This window comes from Angustibacter aerolatus, from assembly GCF_054776675.1.
Genome location: NZ_BAAHBM010000007.1, coordinates 38,198 through 57,153, shown reverse-complemented (window position 1 = coordinate 57,153; position 18,956 = coordinate 38,198). Strand labels below are relative to the sequence as shown.

The 18,956-nt window shown below is 74.5% G+C and carries 21 protein-coding genes and 1 tRNA gene; 11 read left to right on the top strand and 11 right to left on the bottom strand.

Translation table 11 applies throughout. The features are described 5' to 3' along the window. Positions 1-52 precede the first annotated feature (52 nt). Positions 53-1,060 carry a glycerate kinase gene (locus ACYVI6_RS03260; protein ID WP_460444995.1) on the bottom strand — a complete coding sequence of 336 codons (1,008 nt, stop codon included), beginning with the start codon at positions 1,058-1,060 and terminating at the stop codon, positions 53-55. 84 nt (positions 1,061-1,144) lie between these two features. Here ACYVI6_RS03260 and ACYVI6_RS03255 point away from each other — a divergent pair, with 84 nt between their 5' ends. Next, a complete protein-coding gene (locus ACYVI6_RS03255; protein ID WP_460444994.1) occupies positions 1,145-1,915 on the top strand; it encodes a sulfite exporter TauE/SafE family protein in 771 nt (256 codons plus the stop codon). 147 nt (positions 1,916-2,062) lie between these two features. Here the strand turns inward: ACYVI6_RS03255 and ACYVI6_RS03250 are convergent, their stop codons facing one another. Continuing rightward, positions 2,063-2,446 carry a VOC family protein gene (locus tag ACYVI6_RS03250; protein ID WP_460444993.1) on the bottom strand — a complete coding sequence of 128 codons (384 nt, stop codon included), beginning with the start codon at positions 2,444-2,446 and terminating at the stop codon, positions 2,063-2,065. Then, positions 2,443-2,727, bottom strand: coding sequence for an ArsR/SmtB family transcription factor (locus ACYVI6_RS03245; protein WP_460444992.1), 285 nt, complete (start codon positions 2,725-2,727; stop codon positions 2,443-2,445). Before ACYVI6_RS03245 ends, ACYVI6_RS03250 begins: the two co-directional genes overlap by 4 nt. 73 nt (positions 2,728-2,800) lie before the next feature. Between ACYVI6_RS03245 and ACYVI6_RS03240 the strand changes: the two genes are divergently transcribed. After that, entirely contained in the window at positions 2,801-3,394 is a 594-nt protein-coding gene (locus tag ACYVI6_RS03240) for a TetR/AcrR family transcriptional regulator (protein ID WP_460444991.1), read from the top strand. 45 nt (positions 3,395-3,439) lie between these two features. Here the strand turns inward: ACYVI6_RS03240 and paaK are convergent, their stop codons facing one another. Next, complete coding sequence (gene paaK / locus ACYVI6_RS03235; protein WP_460444990.1) at positions 3,440-4,747, bottom strand: phenylacetate--CoA ligase PaaK; 1,308 nt, start codon at positions 4,745-4,747, stop codon at positions 3,440-3,442. Continuing rightward, positions 4,747-5,952 (bottom strand): 3-oxoadipyl-CoA thiolase, encoded by a 1,206-nt coding sequence (pcaF, locus tag ACYVI6_RS03230; RefSeq protein ID WP_460444989.1) that lies wholly within the window; start codon positions 5,950-5,952, stop codon positions 4,747-4,749. Before pcaF ends, paaK begins: the two co-directional genes overlap by 1 nt. A gap of 76 nt (positions 5,953-6,028) precedes the next feature. Between pcaF and paaA the strand changes: the two genes are divergently transcribed. From paaA to paaE, 5 genes are read left to right on the top strand one after another with little or no spacing between them, the layout of a single operon-like run. After that, on the top strand, positions 6,029-6,985 hold the full coding sequence (paaA, locus tag ACYVI6_RS03225) for a 1,2-phenylacetyl-CoA epoxidase subunit PaaA (RefSeq protein ID WP_460444988.1): 957 nt from the start codon (positions 6,029-6,031) through the stop codon (positions 6,983-6,985). Continuing rightward, the gene (gene paaB / locus ACYVI6_RS03220) at positions 6,978-7,340 is read left to right on the top strand and encodes a 1,2-phenylacetyl-CoA epoxidase subunit PaaB (protein WP_460444987.1); all 363 of its coding nucleotides are present in this window, start codon (positions 6,978-6,980) and stop codon (positions 7,338-7,340) included. The genes paaA and paaB overlap by 8 nt, the downstream gene beginning before the upstream one ends. A gap of 14 nt (positions 7,341-7,354) precedes the next feature. Next, complete coding sequence (gene paaC, locus ACYVI6_RS03215) at positions 7,355-8,266, top strand: 1,2-phenylacetyl-CoA epoxidase subunit PaaC (protein ID WP_460444986.1); 912 nt, start codon at positions 7,355-7,357, stop codon at positions 8,264-8,266. Further along, positions 8,260-8,787: a 1,2-phenylacetyl-CoA epoxidase subunit PaaD gene (gene paaD, locus ACYVI6_RS03210; protein ID WP_460445017.1), complete on the top strand. Its 528-nt coding sequence runs from the start codon at positions 8,260-8,262 to the stop codon at positions 8,785-8,787. The genes paaC and paaD overlap by 7 nt, the downstream gene beginning before the upstream one ends. Before the next feature lie 11 nt (positions 8,788-8,798). Then, positions 8,799-9,875: a 1,2-phenylacetyl-CoA epoxidase subunit PaaE gene (gene paaE, locus ACYVI6_RS03205; protein WP_460445016.1), complete on the top strand. Its 1,077-nt coding sequence runs from the start codon at positions 8,799-8,801 to the stop codon at positions 9,873-9,875. On the opposite strand, the gene ACYVI6_RS03200 is transcribed toward paaE, so the two are convergent. Continuing rightward, positions 9,863-10,903: a GGDEF domain-containing protein gene (locus ACYVI6_RS03200; RefSeq protein WP_460444985.1), complete on the bottom strand. Its 1,041-nt coding sequence runs from the start codon at positions 10,901-10,903 to the stop codon at positions 9,863-9,865. The genes paaE and ACYVI6_RS03200 overlap by 13 nt on opposite strands. Before the next feature lie 52 nt (positions 10,904-10,955). Then, positions 10,956-12,242: a GAF domain-containing protein gene (locus ACYVI6_RS03195; protein ID WP_460444984.1), complete on the bottom strand. Its 1,287-nt coding sequence runs from the start codon at positions 12,240-12,242 to the stop codon at positions 10,956-10,958. 136 nt (positions 12,243-12,378) lie between these two features. On the opposite strand from ACYVI6_RS03195, the gene ACYVI6_RS03190 reads away from it, so the two are divergent. After that, on the top strand, positions 12,379-12,900 hold the full coding sequence (locus ACYVI6_RS03190; protein ID WP_460444983.1) for a DinB family protein: 522 nt from the start codon (positions 12,379-12,381) through the stop codon (positions 12,898-12,900). Between the two features lie 56 nt (positions 12,901-12,956). Here ACYVI6_RS03190 and ACYVI6_RS03185 read toward each other — a convergent pair. Next, positions 12,957-13,030: transfer RNA gene (locus tag ACYVI6_RS03185), tRNA-Pro, on the bottom strand. 95 nt (positions 13,031-13,125) lie between these two features. Here ACYVI6_RS03185 and ACYVI6_RS03180 point away from each other — a divergent pair. Then, the gene (locus tag ACYVI6_RS03180) at positions 13,126-13,722 is read left to right on the top strand and encodes a GNAT family N-acetyltransferase (protein ID WP_460444982.1); all 597 of its coding nucleotides are present in this window, start codon (positions 13,126-13,128) and stop codon (positions 13,720-13,722) included. Here the strand turns inward: ACYVI6_RS03180 and ACYVI6_RS03175 are convergent. Both ACYVI6_RS03175 and ACYVI6_RS03170 read right to left on the bottom strand, forming a co-directional pair. Continuing rightward, complete coding sequence (locus ACYVI6_RS03175; RefSeq protein ID WP_460444981.1) at positions 13,638-14,378, bottom strand: hypothetical protein; 741 nt, start codon at positions 14,376-14,378, stop codon at positions 13,638-13,640. The two genes, ACYVI6_RS03180 and ACYVI6_RS03175, sit on opposite strands and share 85 nt — an antisense overlap. A gap of 1 nt (position 14,379) precedes the next feature. Further along, positions 14,380-15,315, bottom strand: a complete 936-nt coding sequence (locus ACYVI6_RS03170; protein WP_460444980.1) for a metallophosphoesterase — start codon at positions 15,313-15,315, stop codon at positions 14,380-14,382. Positions 15,316-15,352: 37 nt separating this feature from the next. Between ACYVI6_RS03170 and ACYVI6_RS03165 the strand changes: the two genes are divergently transcribed. Next, positions 15,353-15,811 carry a GatB/YqeY domain-containing protein gene (locus ACYVI6_RS03165; RefSeq protein WP_460444979.1) on the top strand — a complete coding sequence of 153 codons (459 nt, stop codon included), beginning with the start codon at positions 15,353-15,355 and terminating at the stop codon, positions 15,809-15,811. A 12-nt stretch (positions 15,812-15,823) separates the two neighbouring features. On the opposite strand, the gene ACYVI6_RS03160 is transcribed toward ACYVI6_RS03165, so the two are convergent. Then, complete coding sequence (locus ACYVI6_RS03160) at positions 15,824-18,310, bottom strand: transglycosylase domain-containing protein (RefSeq protein WP_460444978.1); 2,487 nt, start codon at positions 18,308-18,310, stop codon at positions 15,824-15,826. 302 nt (positions 18,311-18,612) lie between these two features. Here ACYVI6_RS03160 and ACYVI6_RS03155 point away from each other — a divergent pair, with 302 nt between their 5' ends. Further along, positions 18,613-18,939 carry a WhiB family transcriptional regulator gene (locus tag ACYVI6_RS03155; protein WP_460444977.1) on the top strand — a complete coding sequence of 109 codons (327 nt, stop codon included), beginning with the start codon at positions 18,613-18,615 and terminating at the stop codon, positions 18,937-18,939. Positions 18,940-18,956 lie beyond the last annotated feature (17 nt).

Sequence of the window (18,956 nt, the reverse complement as noted above, 5' to 3'; positions counted from 1 at the left end):
GCAGGCAACGGGTGCCGAGCTGCGACTCGTGGTCGTTCCCGGGCCCCTCCGGTCAACCACTGGGCGCATCTCGGCGGGAGAGGGCACGGCGCCGGGCGCTGGTGAGGGTGCGGGCCGCAGAGCGCAGCGCCCCCGGGTCGCCCGCTTCGACCGCCCCGGCGAGGCCGAGCACCGCCAGCCCGGCGTCGTCGAGGTCGCACCGGCCGACCACCGCGTGCACCGGCACCCCCTTGGCAGCCGCCCGCCGCGCCACCCCGGCCACCACCTTGCCCTCCGCCGTCTGCGCGTCGAGCCGGCCCTCGCCGGTGAGCACCAGGTCGGCGCCGCCGAGCAGCGCGTCGAAGCCCACGGCGTCGAGCACCGCCGGGACGCCCGGCACGAGCTCGGCGCCGAGGTCGGCCCACAGGGCGCCGCTCAGCCCGCCCGCCGCGCCGGTCATCGGCCGCCCCCGCGGGTCGCGGGGCAGCCAGGCCGCGGTCGCCAGCAGCCGGGACGTCAGGCGCGCCACCGTCTCGGCGTCGGCGCCCTTCTGCGGGCCGTAGACCTCGGCGGCTCGCTCGTACGGCGTGCGGACGTCGCAGAGCACCGTCAGGTGGGCGCCGAGCTGGCCGCCGCCCGCCCGCACCGCCTGCAGCGCGCCGAGCCCGCCGTCGGTGGTCGCGCTGCCGCCCACCCCGAGCAGGATGCGCTGCGCGCCCGCGCGAGCGGCGGCCACCAGCAGCTCGCCGGTGCCCGTGGTGGTGGCCGCCTCGGCGGTGCCGGGCCCGGGGTGCACGAGGTGCAGCCCGCTGGCGGTCGCCGTCTCGACCACGGCGGTGCCGTCGGCGGCCAGCACGAAGGACGCCGGCACCGGGTCGCCGAGCGGACCGGTGGCCACGACCTCCACCAGGTCGCCCCCGAGCGCTGCGCGCAGCACCTCCGCAGTGCCCTCGCCGCCGTCGGCCAGCGGGCAGCGCACCGGCTCGCCGCCGGCCTCGGCCACGCCCTCGGCGAGCGCCCGCGCCACGACGTCCGCCGACATGGTGCCCTTGAACGCGTCGGGTGCCAGCACGACCCTCACGCCGGGCAGTGTGCCAGCGGGCAGGCGGCGGTGACCACGACGTACTGTCGCCCGCGTGAGCGACGTCGCCCCCGTGGCCCCGCGGTGACCGCGGCCGAGCTGACGGCGCTCGACTGGTCGGTGCTGGCGCTCGGCGGCCTGCTGATCGGGTTCTCGAAGACCGCTTTCGGCGGCATGGGCACGATGGCGGCGGTGGCGTTCGCGCTGGTGCTGCCGACCCGGGCCTCGACCGGCACCATCCTGCCGCTGCTGCTGGTGGGCGACGTGATCGCCGTCGCGCTCTACCGGCGGCACGCCGACCGCGGCGTGCTGCTGCGGCTGCTGCCCTCGCTCGTGGTCGGCATGCTCGTCGGCGTCGCGTTCCTGCGGGCCGTCGACGACCTGGTGCTGCGCCGCACGCTCGGCGTGCTGCTCCTGGTGCTGGCGCTGCTGCAGGTGCTGGACGTGCTGCGGCACAGGGGTTCTGCGCGTCGGGAGGCTCCGGAGCACTCGCCGGCACGCGCGCGCACGCTCGCGGCGCTGGCCGGCGGCGGCACCGGCTTCAGCACGATGGTGGCCAACGCCGCCGGGCCGATCTCGTCGATGTACCTGCTGCTGATGCGGGTGCCGAAGATGGCGTTCGTCGGCACGGTCGCCTGGCTGTTCTTCCTGCTGAACGTCGTGAAGGTGCCGTTCAGCGCGGGCCTGGGCCTGCTCACCGCCGAGTCGCTGCGCATCGACGTCCCGCTGGTGCCCGCGGTGCTGGTGGGCGCCGCCGTCGGGTCGAGGGTGCTGCGACTGGTGCCGCAGCTGGTGTTCGAGCGCATGACCCTGGCGCTGACTGCGGTCGCCGCCGTGCTGCTGCTCGTGACCTGACACCCGGGTATCACCGGCGCCGCGGGCCGCTCCTCATGGGGGACGACGACCCGGGAGCCCGCGATGCGCACACCGACCCACCCGTTCAGCGCCCTCGCGCAGCACCTCGTCGTGCCGGACGTCGACCGGTCGCCGGGACGCAGCCGCTCAGTGGCTGGCGATCATCAGCAGGTTGCCGCAGGTGTCGTCGAGCACCGCCGTGGTGAAGCCGCCCATGTCGACGGGCTCCTGGGTGAACCGCACGCCCAGACCGCGCAGCCGCTCGAACTCGGCGCGCACGTCGGGCACCTCGAAGGACGTGAACGGGACGCCGTCGGCGACGAGCGCCGCCTTGAACGGCCGCGCCGCGGGGTGCTCGTCCGGCTCCAGCACCAGCTCCACGCCGTCGGGGTCCTCCGGTGACACGACGGTGAGCCAGCTGTGCTCGCCCATCGGCACCTCGGTCTTCTTCGTGAACCCGAGCACCTCGGTGTAGAACCGCAGCGCCTTGCGCTGGTCGTCGACCAGCACGCTCGTGACGGTGATCCTCATGCCCTCTCCTCCGGGTCGGTCAGCCATCGGTCGACGGCCGCACGCAACGGCGACGCGTCGAGGAAGTGCAGCTTCGTGCGGCCCTCGCGGCGGGTCGTGACCAGGCCGGCGCGCTCGAGCACGTCGAGGTGCTGCGAGACGGCCTGCCGCGTCGAACCGAGCCCGTGCCGCGTGATCAGCCGGCCGCACAGCTCGAACAGGGTCTGGCCGTCGCGCTCGTGCAGCTCGTCGAGCAGCGCGCGCCGGGTCGGGTCCGCGAGGGCCTTGTACACGTCGCCCACGGCCACACCATAGGCAAGCACGCGCTTGCCTGACAAGAGCCGGGTGCCGACGGGGCGTGGGATGATCGACGGCGTGAGCCTGCTGCCGTCCGGCGAACCCCGTCCGCGGTACGACCTCGAACGGTTGCTGGCCGTGGCGGTGCAGGTGTTCATCGAGCGCGGCTACGACGCGACGAGCATGCACGACGTCTCCGCGGCGTCCGGGCTGTCGAAGTCCTCGCTCTACCACCACGTCACCAGCAAGGAGCAGCTGCTGCGGCTGGCGCTCGAGCGCGCCCTCGAGCCGCTGCTCGCCAGCACCGAGGAACCCGAGGCGCTGCACGGCCGGGCGATCGACCGCCTGCGGCACCTGGTGCGGCGCGACGTGCAGGTGCTGGCCGAGCAGCTGCCCTACGTCACCCTGCTGCTGCGCGTGCACGGCAACACCGAGACCGAGCGCTGGGCCCTCGACCAGCGCCGCCGCTTCGACCGCATCGTCGCCGGCCTGGTGCAGCAGGCCGTCGACGAGGGCGACGTGCGCCCCGACGTCGACGCCCGCACCACCGCGCGCCTCGTCTTCGGCGTCGTCAACTCGCTCGTCGAGTGGTACCGCCCGGGCAGCGACCGAACCCCCGCCCAGCTCGCCGACCAGGTCGAGCAGCTCGTGCTGCGCGGCATCACCGCCTGACCGTCGCCCCTCGAAGGGTGCGTGCGCCACACGAAGCGGCCGGCCCTACCGCTTCGGGCGGTGGTCGACGATGCGGCGCATCTTGCCGAGCGAGCGCTCGACGCCGTCGGGGGCGACGACGTCGACGGCGACGGTGACGCCGATGCTGCTCTTCACCAGCTGGCGCAGCCGGGCGCCGGCGGCGTGGCCGGCCTCCGCCGAGACCCCCTCGCGACGCTCGACGAGCACGGTCATCGCATCGAGGACGCCCTCGCGGTCGAGCACGCACTGGAAGAACGGCGACAGCTCGGGGGTGCGCAGGATCAGCTCCTCGACCTGCGTCGGGAAGAGGTTCACGCCGCGCAGGATGATCATGTCGTCGGTGCGGCCGGTGATCTTCTCGATGCGGCGCATCGTGCGGGCGGTGCCGGGCAGCAGACGGGTCAGGTCGCGGGTGCGGTAGCGCAGCACCGGCATCGCCTGCTTGGTGAGCGAGGTGAGCACGAGCTCGCCCTCCTCGCCGTCCGGCAGCACCTCGCCGGTGAGCGGGTCGACGACCTCCGGGTAGAAGTGGTCCTCCCAGACGTGCAGGCCGTCCTTCGTCTCGACGCACTCGCAGGCCACGCCGGGGCCGATCACCTCCGACAGCCCGTAGACGTCGACGGCGTGCATGTCGAGCAGCTGCTCCATCTCGTGACGCATGTCGTTGGTCCACGGTTCGGCACCGAACACGCCGACCTGCAACGAGGTGGACGCCGGGTCGATGCCCTGCCGCTGCATCTCCTCGACGATCGCGAGCATGTACGAGGGCGTCACCATGATGACGTCGGGCCGGAAGTCCTGGATGAGCTGCACCTGGCGCTCGGTCATGCCGCCCGACACCGGCACCACGGTGCAGCCGAGCCGCTCGGCGCCGTAGTGCGCACCCAGACCACCGGTGAACAGTCCGTACCCGTAGGCGTTGTGCAGCACCATGCCCGCGCGACCGCCGGCGGCCCGGATCGAGCGCGCCATGACGTCGGCCCAGGTGTCGAGGTCGGCCTTGGTGTAGCCGACCACCGTCGGGCGACCGGTGGTGCCGGACGACGCGTGCACCCGCGACACCTGCTCGCGCGGCACGGCGAACATGCCGAACGGGTAGTTGTCGCGCAGGTCGGCCTTCGTCGTGAACGGCAGGCGCGCCAGGTCGCTCAGCTCGCGGACGTCGTCGGGGTGCACGCCTGCGGCGTCGAGGCTGCGCCGGTAGTGCGGCACGTGCTCGTAGGCGTGCCGCACCGACCACCGCAGCCGCTCGAGCTGCAGCGCCCGCAGCTCGTCGAGCGACGCCGTCTCGATCGGGTCGAGGTCACCCGGCCGCGGGGCGAGGTCGCGCATCAGGCGCGCTCCAGCACCAGCGAGATCCCCTGCCCCACACCGATGCACATGGTGACCAGTGCCCGGCGGGCGTCCCGCTCGCGCAGGTCGAGGGCGGCCGTGAGCGCGAGCCGGGCGCCGCTCATGCCGAGCGGGTGCCCGAGCGCGATGCCGCCGCCGTTCGGGTTCACGACGTCGGCGTCGTCGGGCAGGCCGAGCCGGCGCAGGACCGCGAGCGCCTGGGCCGCGAACGCCTCGTTCAGCTCGACGAGGTCGAGGTCGGCGACCGTCAGCCCGAGGCGACCGAGCAGCCGCTGCGTGGCGGGCACCGGCCCGAGGCCCATCAGGCGGGGCTCGACACCGGCTGCCGCGCCACCCACGACGCGGGCGAGCGGCTGCAGGCCGTACCGCTCGACGGCGGTCGCGGAGGCGACGAGCAGCGCGGCGGCGCCGTCGTTGATGCCGGCGGCGTTGCCCGCGGTGACCGAGCCGTCGGGACGGAACGCCGGCTTCAGCCGGCCGAGCGCCTCGAGCGACGTCTCGCGGGGGTGCTCGTCGACGTCGACCAGCACCGGGTCGCCGCGTCGCTGGGGCACCGGCACCGGCACCGTCTCCAGCTCGAAGCGACCACGGGCCCGCGCCGCCGCCGCGCGCTGCTGCGAACGAAGCGCGAAGGCGTCCTGGTCGGCCCGCGAGACGTCGTCCTGCTGCGCGACGTTCTCGGCGGTCTCGCCCATCGAGTCGGTGCCGTAGGCCTGTTCGAGGGCCCGGTTCACGAACCGCCAGCCGAGCGTGGTGTCGAACACCTGCTGGTCGCGGGCGAACGCGGCGGTGGGCTTCGACATCACCAGGGGCGCCCGGCTCATGCTCTCGACGCCACCGGCGACCACCAGGTCGGCCTCGCCGGCGACGACGGCGCGCGCGGCGATCGCGACGGCGTCCGCCCCGGAGCCGCACAGCCGGTTGACCGTCGTGGCCGGCACGTCGACCGGCAGCCCGGCGAGCAGCACCGCCATGCGGGCGACGTCGCGGTTGTCCTCGCCGGCCTGGTTGGCGCAGCCGAGCACGACGTCGTCGAGCCGCTCCCAGTCGACCTGCGGGTGCCGCCCGGTGAGCTCGCGCAGCACGTGCGCGGCCAGGTCGTCGGGACGCACCGACGACAGGGCGCCGCCGTAGCGGCCGATGGGGGTTCGGCAGCCGTCCACCAGGTAGGCGACGTCGCGCATCCGGGGCTCCTCGTCCGACGCAGGGATGTGGCAGACTCTACCCGACCGATCGGTCGGTTTCAGAGAGGTGTCGACGATGACGCAGGTTGCGGACTCCCCCGGCCACGCGCTGCAGGCCGCCTTCGACGCGACGATCGCGCACGAGCAGCGGGTCGAGCCGCGCGACTGGATGCCCGACGGCTACCGCCGCACGCTGGTGCGCCAGATCGCCCAGCACGCGCACTCCGAGATCATCGGCATGCAGCCCGAGGGCAACTGGCTGACCCGCGCGCCCTCGCTGCGGCGCAAGTCGATCCTCATGGCGAAGGTGCAGGACGAGGCCGGCCACGGGCTCTACCTGTACTCGGCCGCCGAGACGCTGGGCGCCGACCGCAACGACCTCACCGAGAAGCTGATCTCGTCGGCGCAGAAGTACTCCTCGATCTTCAACTACCCGACGCTGACCTACGCGGACGTCGGCACGATCGGCTGGCTGGTCGACGGCGCGGCCATCTGCAACCAGGTCCCGTTGTGCCGCAGCAGCTACGGCCCCTACGCCCGAGCGATGGTGCGGGTGTGCAAGGAGGAGTCGTTCCACCAGCGGCAGGGGTACGAGCTGCTGATGACGATGATGGCCGGCACCGACGAGCAGCGCGCCATGGTGCAGGAGTCGGTCGACCGCTTCTGGTGGCCGTCGCTCATGATGTTCGGCCCGCCCGACGACGAGTCGCCGAACTCGGCGCAGTCGATGGCGTGGGGCATCAAGCGGCACAGCAACGACGAGCTGCGGCAGCGCTTCGTCGACATGAGCGTGCCGCAGGCGAAGGCGCTCGGCGTCACGCTGCCCGACCCCGACCTGGTCTGGAACGCCGAGCGGCAGGCGCACGACTTCGGCGAGCCCGACTGGTCGGAGTTCATGCAGGTGGTCAAGGGCAACGGACCGTGCAGCGCGCAGCGGCTGGCCCGCCGCCGGCAGGCGCACGAGGACGGCGCGTGGGTGCGCGAGGCGGCGACGGCGTTCGCGCGCACGCAGCAGGCGGCGTCCCGTGGCTGAGCTCACCGCCGAGGGCGGGCACGGCGCCGTCCCGATGACGGGGGTGCCGGTCGAGCCGGAGCAGCGCAACGTCGACGCCGACTGGCCGCCGTACGAGGTGTTCGTGCGCGGCAAGCGCGGGCTGAACCACGTGCACGTCGGCTCGATCCACGCCGCCGACGACGAGATGGCGTTGCGCAACGCCCGTGACGTGTTCACCAGGCGCAACGAAGGGGTCAGCATCTGGGTGGTGCGCAGCGAGCACGTCGCCGCGTCGAGCCCCGACGAGAAGGACCCGTTCTTCGCGCCGGCCGCCGACAAGATCTACCGGCACCCGACGTTCTACGACATCCCCGACGACGTCCCCCACATGTGATGGACGGCCACGCGATGCACGACAGCGCCTACGAGGGTCTCGTCGAGGCCGAGGACGACGCCCGCTGGGCCTTCGGGTCGAGCTTCGACGACCCGCTCGCCGGGGTCGACACCACGCTGCCGGACGGCGTCGACGGCCCCGCGCTCGCGGCGTACTGCCTGATGCTCGGCGACGACGCGCTGGTGCTCTCGCAGCGCCTCGCGCAGTGGGCCACCCGCGGCCCCGAGCTCGAGGAGGAGGTCGCGCTCGCCAACACCGGGCTCGACCTGATCGGCCAGGCGCGGCTGCTGCTGGCCCGGGCCGCCGCGGCCGACCCCGCGTGCGTCCCGGTGCTGCCCGAGGGCTCGCCGGTGCCGGACGAGGACCGGCTGGCGTTCTTCCGCGACCAGTTCGGCTTCCGCAACGTGCACCTCGTCGAGCTGGAGAACGGCGACTTCGCCGTCACCGTGGTGCGTCTGCTGGTGTTCAGCGCCTGGCGGCTCGCGCTGCTCGAGCAGCTGCGCGGCTCGCGCGACGCGGTGCTGGCCGCCGTCGCCGAGAAGGGCGTCAAGGAGCTGCGGTACCACCGCGACCACGCGGCCCGCTGGGTGGTCACGCTCGCGGGTGGCACCGACGAGTCCCGTCGCCGCACCGTCGCTGCGCTGCAGGCGATCTGGCCGTTCCTCGGCGAGCTGGGCCGCACCCACCCGGTCGAGACGGCGCTGCTCGCCGCCGGCGTGGCGGCCGACCCCGCGCTCGCCTGGCAGCAGGCGTCCGCCGACCTCGACCTGGTGCTGTCGACGGCCGGGCTCGAGCGGCCGCAGACCCGCAGCGCCGGCACCGTGGGCGGCCGGGCCGGGCGCGACGGCGTGCACAGCGAGGCGATGCAGGCCCTGCTCGACGAGCTGCAGAGCGTCGCGCGCGCGCACCCGCTGGGGCGCTGGTGACCAGCGCGGTGCTGGCCGACGGGCGGCTCGACCGGGCGCGCGAGGTGGCCGCGACGGTCACCGACCCCGAGCTGCCGATGCTGACCCTGGCCGACCTCGGCGTGCTGCGGTCGGTCGAGCTCGACGGCGAGCACCTGGTGGTCACCATCACCCCGACCTACACCGGGTGCCCGGCCATGGCGACGATGCGCGCCGACCTGCTGGTCGCCCTGCGCCGCAACGGGTTCGACGACGTCGAGGTGCGCACGTCGCTGTCGCCGGCGTGGTCGACCGACTGGCTGACCGAGCGCGGACGCCGGGCGCTGGCCGAGCACGGCATCGCGCCGCCCGGCCCGGCCCGGCCTGCGTCGTCCGGCCCGGTGCCGCTGGTGCTGGGCACCCGCGCGCCGTCGGTCCGCTGCCCGCGGTGCGGGTCGCTCGACACCCGCGAGCTGTCGCGCTTCGGATCGACCGCCTGCAAGTCGCTGCACGCGTGCCGCGCCTGCGCGGAGCCCTTCGACCACTTCAAGGAGCTGGCGTGACCACCGAGGTGCTGAGCCCGGCACGGGCGGGTCGCGCCGCGTTCCACCCGCTGTCCGTGGCCCGCGTCGAGCGGTTGTGCGACGACGCCGCAGCCGTGACCTTCGACGTGCCGGCCGAGCTGGCCGAGGTCTTCGCCTTCCGGCCCGGGCAGTCGCTGACCCTGCGTCGCGACGTCGACGGCGTCGAGCAGCGCCGCTCGTACTCGATCTGCGCGCCGGCCGGTGCCGCCCCGCGGGTCGGCGTGCGCGTCGTCCCGGACGGCGTGTTCTCGACCTGGCTCGTCGACGGCGTGCGCCCCGGCGACGTGGTCGAGGTGCAGCCCCCGAGCGGTTCGTTCGTCGTCGACCCGCAGCTGGGCGGGCGGCACGTGCTGGTCGCCGCCGGCTCGGGCATCACGCCGCTGATGTCGATCGCCGCCTCGCTCCTGCAGCAGCCGGCGGCGCACGTGACGCTGCTCTACGGCAACCGACGCACCGACACGGTGATGTTCGCCGAGGAGCTGTCCGACCTGAAGGACCGGCACGGCAGCCGCTTCGACCTGGTGCACGTGCTGTCGCGCGAGCCGCGCGAGGTCGAGCTGTTCAGCGGGCGGCTCGACGCCGACCGGGTGCAGCGCATCCTGCGGGCGCTGGTGCCGGTGCCCGCCGTCGACGGCTTCTGGCTGTGCGGTCCGCTGGAGATGGTCGAGGACGTGCGCGCGGCGCTGCTCGGGCTCGGGGTGCCGGCCGAGCGGGTGCACGCCGAGCTGTTCTACGCCGGCGACGTGCCGCCCCCGCCGTCCCGGCACCTCGAGGGCGCGCCCACCGGGCCGACGAGCCGGGTGACGGTGACGCTCGACGGGCGCTCGACGACGCTCGACCTGCCGCGCGACGTGCCGGTGCTCGACGCCGCGCAGCGCGCCCGCGCCGACCTGCCGTTCGCCTGCAAGGGCGGGGTGTGCGGCACCTGCCGCGCGCGGGTCACCTCCGGCGAGGTCGAGATGCGGCGCAACTACGCGCTAGAGCCCTCGGAGGTCGCGGCCGGCTTCGTGCTGACCTGCCAGAGCCTGCCGCTGACCGACGAGCTGACCGTCGACTACGACGTCTGAGCGGTGAGGTCGGGCACCGGCTCGACGCGCACCCGGGCCCGGCCGGCACGCTTGGCGCGGTACAGCGCGGCGTCGGCCGCGGCGTACAGCTCGCGCGGGGTCGACCCGTGCTCGGGCGAGTGCGCCACCCCGATGCTCGCCGACAGCTCGACGCTGTGCCCCTCGACCTGCACCGGGTCCGCGAGCAGGCGCTCCAGCATGCGGTGGGCCGCGTGCAGGGCGTCGGCGCGCGAGGTGCCCGGCATCAGCACCGCGAGCTCGTCGCCGCCCATGCGGCTCACGACGTCGCCGTGCCGCACGCACGACAGCAGCTGCTGGCCGACGTGCACCAGCACCTCGTCGCCGACGGGGTGCCCGAGGGTGTCGTTGATCTTCTTGAAGTGGTCGAGGTCGACCAGCACCATCGCGGTGCCGGCGTCGCAGTCGCTGTGCGTGAGCGCCGCCTTGACCGCCTCGTCGAGCACGCGACGGTTCACCAGACCGGTCAGCGAGTCGACGGCTGCGCGCTGCTCGAGCCGGGCGAGCAGCTCGTCCTGCCGGCGGCCGGAGTAGACGAAGAGCGCGGCCAGGCTGACCGCGGCGATGTCGACGTACAGCGCGTTCGTCGCGGCCTCGATCGGGGGCAGCAGCCGCGAGACGACGAGGGTGTGGCCGGCGACGGCCAGCGCGGTGCACCCCCAGGCCGGCCCTGCCCGCAGCTGCGAGGCGGCGTAGATCACCGGGTAGAGCACGCAGACGGCGGCACCCGCGCTGGTGTCCTCGGTGACCAGGTTGAGGTAGCTGACGGCGGCCACCGCGAGCACCGGCACCGCGAGCCAGAGCGACGGCGCCCGACGTCCGACCACCGTGCCCAGCAGGGCCGTGGCGGCCAGCACCGCGACCGGGACGACGATGCTGGTCAGCACGTGCAGGCCGGTCTGCAGCGCCGCGGCGCCGATGGTGCAGGTGGAGGCGGCGCACGCCATCACCAGCGCGGTGCGGGCGGCAGCGCGCTGGTCCCTCGGGGCGCACCGCGTCCGCCAGCTCACGACCCTGTACGTCGGCGTCCGAGGCGGTCACCTGAACCCCGGCGCGCTCGCGTCAGCGGCGCAGCTCGGCGTCGAGCACCTGCAGGTGGGCCCGCACCTGCTCGCGACGTCCGGACGACGGCGGCAGCATCCGCTCGGCGGCCTGCCACGCCGTCCAGTCCATCCGGCCGTGCTCGGTGTCGGCGAACCGCAGCAGCGCGTCGGGGTCGTCGCCGTGCAGCAGCGCCGCCCGCAGGTCGTCGTGCAGCCGCTGGCGCATCCGCGACACCTCCGGCGCGTCCGACGTCGGGAGCAGCGGCCCGCGGTAGCGGTCGACCGCCGCACCCAGCCGTCCGGCGCGCAGCAGCCGCCGCACCTCGTCGGCGTCGCTGCGGCACGAGCCGTGCAGCCGGTACGGGCGCGAGCGCAGCAGGTCGGCGCCCAGCAGACCGCGCAGGCGGGCCACCTCCGCACGCAGCGTGACGGCGGCGACCGGGTGCTCGTGCAGCGCGGTCGCCAGCTGCTCGCCGGTCAGACCCTCGGGGTGCGCGGCCAGCAGCACCAGCAGCTCGCTGTGCCGCAGCGACAGCCGGGTGACGCCGTCGGCGCGGCGCAGCACGGCCTGGTCGCGGCCGAGCACCTCGGCGAACGGCGCGGCGGCGTCGACCGCCGGGTCGGCGGTCGGCAGCCCGCCCTGCAGCCGCAGCACCTTCAGCTCGCTCTCGACGGCCGCGACGGTCGCGCGCACCAGCTGCAGCGAGTGCGGCGCCACGACCTCGTCGCCACCGGTGAGGTCGAGGGCCCCGAGCACGGCGCCGGTGTCGGGGTCGTGGATCGGTGCGGCCGAACAGCTCCACCGGGTGACCTGCCGCGACAGGTGCTCGGCGGCGAAGATCTGCACCGGGCGGTCGAGCGCCAGCGCGGTGCCGGGGGCGTTCGTGCCGGCGCGGTCCTCCGACCAGACGGCGCCCTCGACGAAGTGCATCTGAGCTGCCGCCGCGCGCGCCGCCCGCTCGCCCTCGACCCACAGCAGGCGGCCGGCCGCGTCGCTCACCGCGACCAGCAGCCCGGCGTCCTGGGCGTCGTCGACGAGCAGCCGCCGGATGACGGGCATCACCGCCCCGAGCGGGTGGGCGCTGCGATGGGCCAGCAGCGCGTCGTCCACGAGGTCGACGGGGGCCAGCGAGCGCTCGGGGTCGAGGCCGCCCCGCACGCAGCGGGCCCACGACTCGGCGACGACGTCGCGCACCCCGGGCCCGGCCTCGCCGGTGGCGACGAACCGGTCGTGGGCAGCCCGCAGCCGCCGCTGGACCGCGCGCGGGTCCTGCCCCGCGCGCCAGGCCCGACCGGAGTCCGTCATCGCACCTCCCGGCGTCCGCCACCTGCAGGGTACGCACGGGGCGACCGCGCCGACCAGACGTCGACGCGCCCCTGACCGGTTGTCGGTGCCGGGCCCTAGGTTCGGCGCAGCAGCCAGCCGACCGCCGGAGGACCCCGTGACCGCAGCCGACCAGACCGAGCTCACGCAGGAGCGCCGCGACCTGCTCGAGAGCCTCGCGAAGCACCGGTACCTGTTCTGGGGCACGGTCGAGGGGCTCACCGACGAGCAGGCCGTCGCCACCCCGACCGCGAGCGAGCTGTGCCTCGGCGGGCTCGTCAAGCACGTGGCGTCCATCGAGCGGCAGTGGGCCGGGTTCCTCGTGCAGGGCCCGCCCGACCACGCGCCGACCACCGACGAGTACGCCTTGCACGCCGCGAGCTTCCGGCTGCTCGACGGCGAGACCCTCGAGGCGGTGCTGGCCGACGCGCGGGCAGCCGCCGCCGAGACCGACGAGCTGCTGCGCACCGTGCCCGACCTGGACGCCGCCCAGCCGCTGCCCCCGGCCCCGTGGAACCCGCCGGGCGCCACCTGGACGGCGCGCCGGGTGTTCGTGCACCTGGTGGCCGAGATCGCCCAGCACGCGGGGCACGCCGACATCCTGCGCGAGACCCTCGACGGCCGGAAGTCGATGGGCTGAGGCCCGGACGCACCGAGGGCCGGCCCCGCGATGCAGGACCGGCCCTCGGTGGACTGTCGGGGTGACAGGATTTGAACCTGCGGCCTCGTCGTCCCGAACGACGCGCGCTACCAAGCTGCGCCACACCCCGGCACTCGTTCCCCGGTGTCGGGGAGGAGCGGAGTCATCGTAGCCGAGTCGGCGGGGTGGTCCGTACCGGGTTGCCCAGCCGGTCATGATGGGCAGGTGGACGCGACGCTGCGGCCGGCCCGGCCGGACGACGGGCCGGCGCTCGACGACGTCTGCGTGCGCACCGGTGCGGCCGGTGGCGACGCTCGCGGCCGCGGCCCCGACGACGACCTGCTGCCCGACGTGTGGCTGCGGCCCTACCTGCTGCTCGAGCCCGAGCTCGCCTGGGTGGTCGAGGACGACGAGGGTCCCGGCGGGTACGTGGTGGGCACGGCCGACACCCGGCGGTTCGCCGCGCGCGAGGCCGCGCAGTGGCTGCCGGGCCTGCGGGCCCGACGGGCGCACCAGCTCGACGACCCGCGGGTCGCGCACGGCCTCGACCCGGCGCTGCGGCTGCACGAGCACGTGGATGCCTACCCGGCCCACCTGCACGTCGACCTGCTCCCCCGGCTGGCCGGCGGCGGCTGGGGCCGTCGGCTGATCGAGACCTTCGCCGCCGCAGCGCACGAGGCAGGCGCGGACGGCCTGCACGTCGGCGTCGACCCGGCGAACGTCGCGGCGCTCGGCTTCTACGAGCGGCTGGGGTTCGTGCCGCTCCCGTCGTCGTCCGGCCCGCTGCTGGGCGTCCCGCTGCCGCTGCCAGGCCGCGGCTGACGCGCCCGGCCGCGCCGCGTGGTGAACGGCCCCGACCAGCCGTCGTCGTCCGACGGCTCTCGTCGCTCGGTGCGGTGCCGCGACGGGACCCCCTCCCGGGACTGCAGCGGGGCGGGTGCGCCCGCACGCTGCGTCTCGACGGTGGTGCCGGCGCCCCAGGTCGCGTCGCCGACCAGCGACGTGGCCCACTCCACGCCGTGCCGCTCGGCCTCCGCCCGCAGCAGCTGCGCCGCCCGCCGGTTCGCCGTCCGGCCGAAGACGCTCGCGACGGCCAGGCGCGCCGGCGAGTTCGGGCCCGGCACCGCGTAGGGCCCGCCGCGCGGACGCACCACGAGCGCGTGCAGGTTCGCGCTCAGGAGACCGGTGCCGGCCCGCGACCACGAGACCGAGAGCAGGTCGTCCCACCGCACGGCGACCCCGCCGTCGGGCCGGTGCACCTCGATCGCGTCGTCGGTCAGCACGATGGTCTGCCGGCGACCCCGCACCAGCACGACGACCAGCACGACGGCCGGCGCCAGCGGGTACAGCACCAGCGCGGGCGCGCGGGCGCCACCCACCACGAGCAGCACGACCGCGACCGCCAGCAGCGCCACGACCCAGGCCAGCGCCAGCCGCTCGTTCGCCCGGCCGATCACGACGCCGGGCTGCTCGCCCACGTCAGTCCCGGGCGCGCAGGGTGAGCAGCGTCGCCTCGGGACGACAGGCGAAGCGCACCGGGGTGTACGGCGAGGTGCCGAGGCCGGCGCTGACGTGCAGCCACGCCGCGTCACGCGGTGCGGCCGCGCGCGGCGACACGGTGCCGGCACCCGGCCACCACCGGCTGAGGCCGCGGGCGCGACGGCGGTCGAGGTCGCAGTTGGTGACCAGCGCGCCGTAGCCCGGCACCCGCAGCTGCCCGCCGTGGGTGTGCCCGGCCAGCAGCAGCGTGGCGCCGTCGACGGTCAGCGCGTCGAGCACTCGGGTGTACGGCGCGTGCAGCACCCCGACGTGCAGGTCGGCGCCCTCGCCGGCGCCGTCGTCGGCGGGGTGGCGGTCGTAGCCCAGGTGCGGGTCGTCGACGCCGGTGAACCGCAGGCGCAGCCCGCCGACGTCGAGCACCCCGCGGGCGTTGTCGAGGTCGAGCCACCCGGCGTCCGTGAGCCCGCGCACGAGGTCGGACGTCGGCAGCCGTCGTCCGATGACCCGGCGCCCGTCCCGCGGCAGCAGGTAGCGGGCGGGGTTCTTCGGCTTCGGGGCGAAGTAGTCGTTCGAGCCGAGCACGAAGACGCCGGGCCGCTCGAGCAGCGGCTGCAGCGCCGACAGCACGCTCGGCACGGCGGCGGGGTGGGCCAGGTTGTCACCGGTGTCGACGACGAGGTCGGGTTCGAGCGCTGCGAGCGACCGGATGAACGCCGGCTCGCGGCGCTGCCAGGGCGTCAGGTGCAGGTCGGACAGGTGCAGCACCCGCAGCGGACGCGCCCTCGGGGGCAGCACCGGCACGTCGACGCGGCGCAGCAGGTAGGCGCGCGACTCGACCACCGCACCGGCGACGAAGGCCGTGCCCAGCCCCGCCGTTGCGGCACCGGCGGCGAGCAGTCGGGGCAGCGGGGCCATGGTGCGCGATCCTGCCACGGGCTGCGACGATGCGCGCATGGCGGACCTGAAGCAGACCCTGCGCGACGACCTCACCGAGGCGATCCGCGGCCGCGACGACGTGCGGGTCGCCACGATCCGCATGGTGCTGGCCGCCATCACGAACGAGGAGGTCGCCGGCGACGTCGCCCGCACGCTGACCGACGACGAGCTGCAGGTGGTGCTCCGCCGCGAGGCGAAGAAGCGCCGCGAGGCCGCGACCGCCTTCGCCGACGGCAACCGCCCCGAGCGGGCCGAGCGGGAGCGCGCCGAGCTCGCGGTGGTCGAGGGCTACCTGCCCTCGCAGCTCGGTGACGACGAGCTGTCCGCCCTGGTGCGCACCGCCGTGCAGGAGAGCGGCGCGTCCGGCATGCAGGCGATGGGCCAGGTCATGAAGACCGTGCAGGCGTCGGTCGCCGGCCGGGCCGAGGGCGGCCGGGTGGCCGCCGAGGTGCGCCGCCAGCTCAGCGCGGGCTGACGCCCATCCCGGCTAGCGCTGTCCGCCGCCGGGTCCGCCGTTGCCCTGGCCGTTGCCGGGGCCGCCCCCGTTGCCGTTGCCCTGGCCGTTGCCGTTGCCCTGGCCGTTGCCCTGGCCGTTGCCGTTGCCGTCGCCGCCCGGCTGCGCGGTGTTCGACGGCTTCGGCTTCTCCTGCTTCGGGCCGTCGCTCACCACGACGCCCACGTACGAGCCCTTGGCGACCCGAGCGCCCGAGCCCGGGCTGGTGCCGGCCACCGAGCCGGCGGGCGCGGACGAGTTCGTGTGCCCGGAGACGCTGGCGCTGAAGCCGGCGGCCTGCAGCCGGCCGATGGCCTCGCCCACGTTCAGGCCGTACGTCGAGGGCACCGACACGCGGTCGCCGTAGATGGTCTTGGAGTCGGCGCTCTCGAAGTCCTCGACCGGCTTCCCCTCGGACGCCTGTCGCATGAACGCGGACCAGATGGGCGCAGCCACGGTGGCACCGAAGACCTTGCCGTAGGAGCCCTTGCCTGTGTCGACGCCGCACATGCACTTCGCCTGGGTGGCCGGTCGGCCGAACCAGACGGCCGACGCCAGCTGCGGGGTGTACCCGACGAAGAAGCTGCTGGTCGAGTCGTTCGCGGTACCGGTCTTCCCCGCGGCGGGCCGACCGACCTTGGCGACCCCGCGCGCGGTGCCCTGCGACAGCACGTCCTCGAGCGCCGACGTCACGCCACGGGCCACATTCGGCTCCATGACCTCGGCGCAGTCGGCCTTCGGGGTCTTGATGTTCTTGCCGGCCAGCGTGCGGATCGAGCCGATGGCGACGGGTGAGCAGTACTCGCCGTCGGCGGCGAAGGCGGCGTAGGCCGCGGCCATGGTCAACGGGGAGACGTTGGCCGCACCGAGCGTCATCGTCGGGAACGGCCTGATCTCGTCCGAGAGCTTGCCGTCGTTGACCTCCGTGCTGGGCCGGGCCAGACGCACGCCGAGGGCGTCGACGACCGCCTTCACCTTGCAGATGCCCACCTTGGCCTCGAGGGCGACGAACCCGGTGTTCACCGAGCGGTAGGTGATCTGGTCGAGCGACTGCAGCCCCGACTCGTCGCCCTCGCTGTTGCCGGGGGCGTACCGGGCGCCGAGGTTGCCAGCGGGCCAGCACGCGGTGCTGTTGAAGTCGCTCGCGGGGAAGGGCGTGCCGTGCCGGGGAGCGTAGATGCGGCTCTGCAGCGGCATGCCCGACTTCAGGGCGGCCGCGAGCGTGAAGGCCTTGAACGTCGAGCCCGGCTGGAACCCACCGCTGCCGCCGTGGTTGTAGTCGGCTGCGTAGTTGAGGTCGGTCTGGCCCTTCTTGGTGTTGCGACCGTACGGCTGGCTCTGCGACATCGCGAGGATCTTGCCCGTGCCCGGTTCGACCACGGCCATCGCGGCCGCGACCTTGCTGGGGTTCTTCGCCGCGACCCGGTCCCTGATGGCCTGGTCGGCGGCCTTCTGAGCGTCCTTGTCGAGGGTGGTGCGCACCGTCAGGCCGCCCCGCTGGATGCGCTGCGCGGCCGCGGCCGGCGTCTTGCCGAGGATGCCGTCCTTCGTGAGCACCTGGTAGACGTAGTTGCAGAACAGCGGCGACTTCGAGCTGTCGCAGCCGTTGCCGGTGCGCGTGACCCTCAGCTTGAGCTTGGTCTTCTTCGCGGCGTCGTGCTGCTTCTGGGTGATGGCCCCGGTCTGCAGCATGCGCGCGAGCACGACGTCGCGGCGCTGGGTGGCCGCCTTCGGGTGCCGCACCGGGTTGAACGGGGTGGGCTGCTGCACGATGCCGGCCAGCAGCGCGGCCTGCGGCAGCGAGAGCTTCGCGGCCGGGATGCCGAAGTAGTGCCGGGCCGCGGTCTCGACGCCGTACGCGCCGTCGCCGAAGTACGCGATGTTCAGGTAGCCCTCGAGGATCTCGTCCTTGCTGAGCTTCTTCTCCAGGGTGATGGCGTACTTCGCCTCCTGGAGCTTGCGGGAGTAGTCCTTGCGGACGGCGGCCAGCGCGGCCTCCTCGTCGCCCGCGTAGATCGCGTTCTCCTGCAGCGTGAGCTTCACGTACTGCTGCGTGAGGGTCGACGCACCCTGCTGGTCGCCGCTGGCGTTGCTGACGACGGCGCGGGCCAGGCCGCGCGGGTCGACGCCGCCGTGCGTGTAGAAGCGGGTGTCCTCGATCGCCACCTGCGCCTTGCGCATGATCGGGGCGACCTTGTTCAGCGGCACGATGATGCGGTTCTCGCTGTAGAACGTGGCCAGCGTGGAGCCGTCGGCGTAGAGGATGCGGGACTGCTGCGAGAGCGGGCTCTGCTCGAGCTCGGCCGGCAGCGCGTCGAAGAAGCCGACCCCGCCGCGAGCGGTCGCGCCCACGGCACCGACGGCGGGCATGACCAGCCCGGCGCCGATGAGCCCGGCCACCACGGCCGTGGCCACGAGCGACGCGAGCAGGGTCACCATGCTGACCGCGCTGCTGCCGCGGTCGTCGTGGCGCTCGGACATGCAGGGGCTCCTCGGCGGGTTGCGACGGGCCGGAGCCCGCTGACCACTGCCGAGGGTAACCCGGACGGCTGACAGGACGGGCCGCTCGCCACGCTGCGCGAGGGCCGGTCACGCTGGGTCGAAGCGCGGGGCGCAGAGAGCCCGGCCGGGTGGTCAGGTGACTAGTCACTCGCGCTGGGCAAATGGCCGGTTCGGGTCATGGTCGCCCGTGTTCGCCGTCCGTACCGTCGTCTGTGGGGTTGGACAGGCGCATCGTCCCGATGGCGACGCGCTGTTCTCACGGGCACTGGGGAGCAGAGCAGATGAGCGAGATCGTGGCGGCCGGCTGGGTGCAGGACTGGGCGGCGCAGGGCGCCTGCGTCACCAGCGACCCCGACGAGCTGTTCGTGCAGGGCGCCGAGCAGAACCGCGTCAAGAGCGTCTGCATGGGCTGCCCGGTGCGCACCGAGTGCCTCGCCGACGCCCTCGACAACGGCACCGAGTTCGGCGTCTGGGGCGGCATGACCGAGCGCGAGCGCCGGGCCCTGCTGAAGAAGCGTCCGAACGTCGTCTCCTGGCGCCGCCTGCTCGAGACCGCCCGCGCCGAGCACGAGCGCAGCATCGAGACCAGCACGCCCGTCGCCGTCTGACGCACCGACCACCGAAG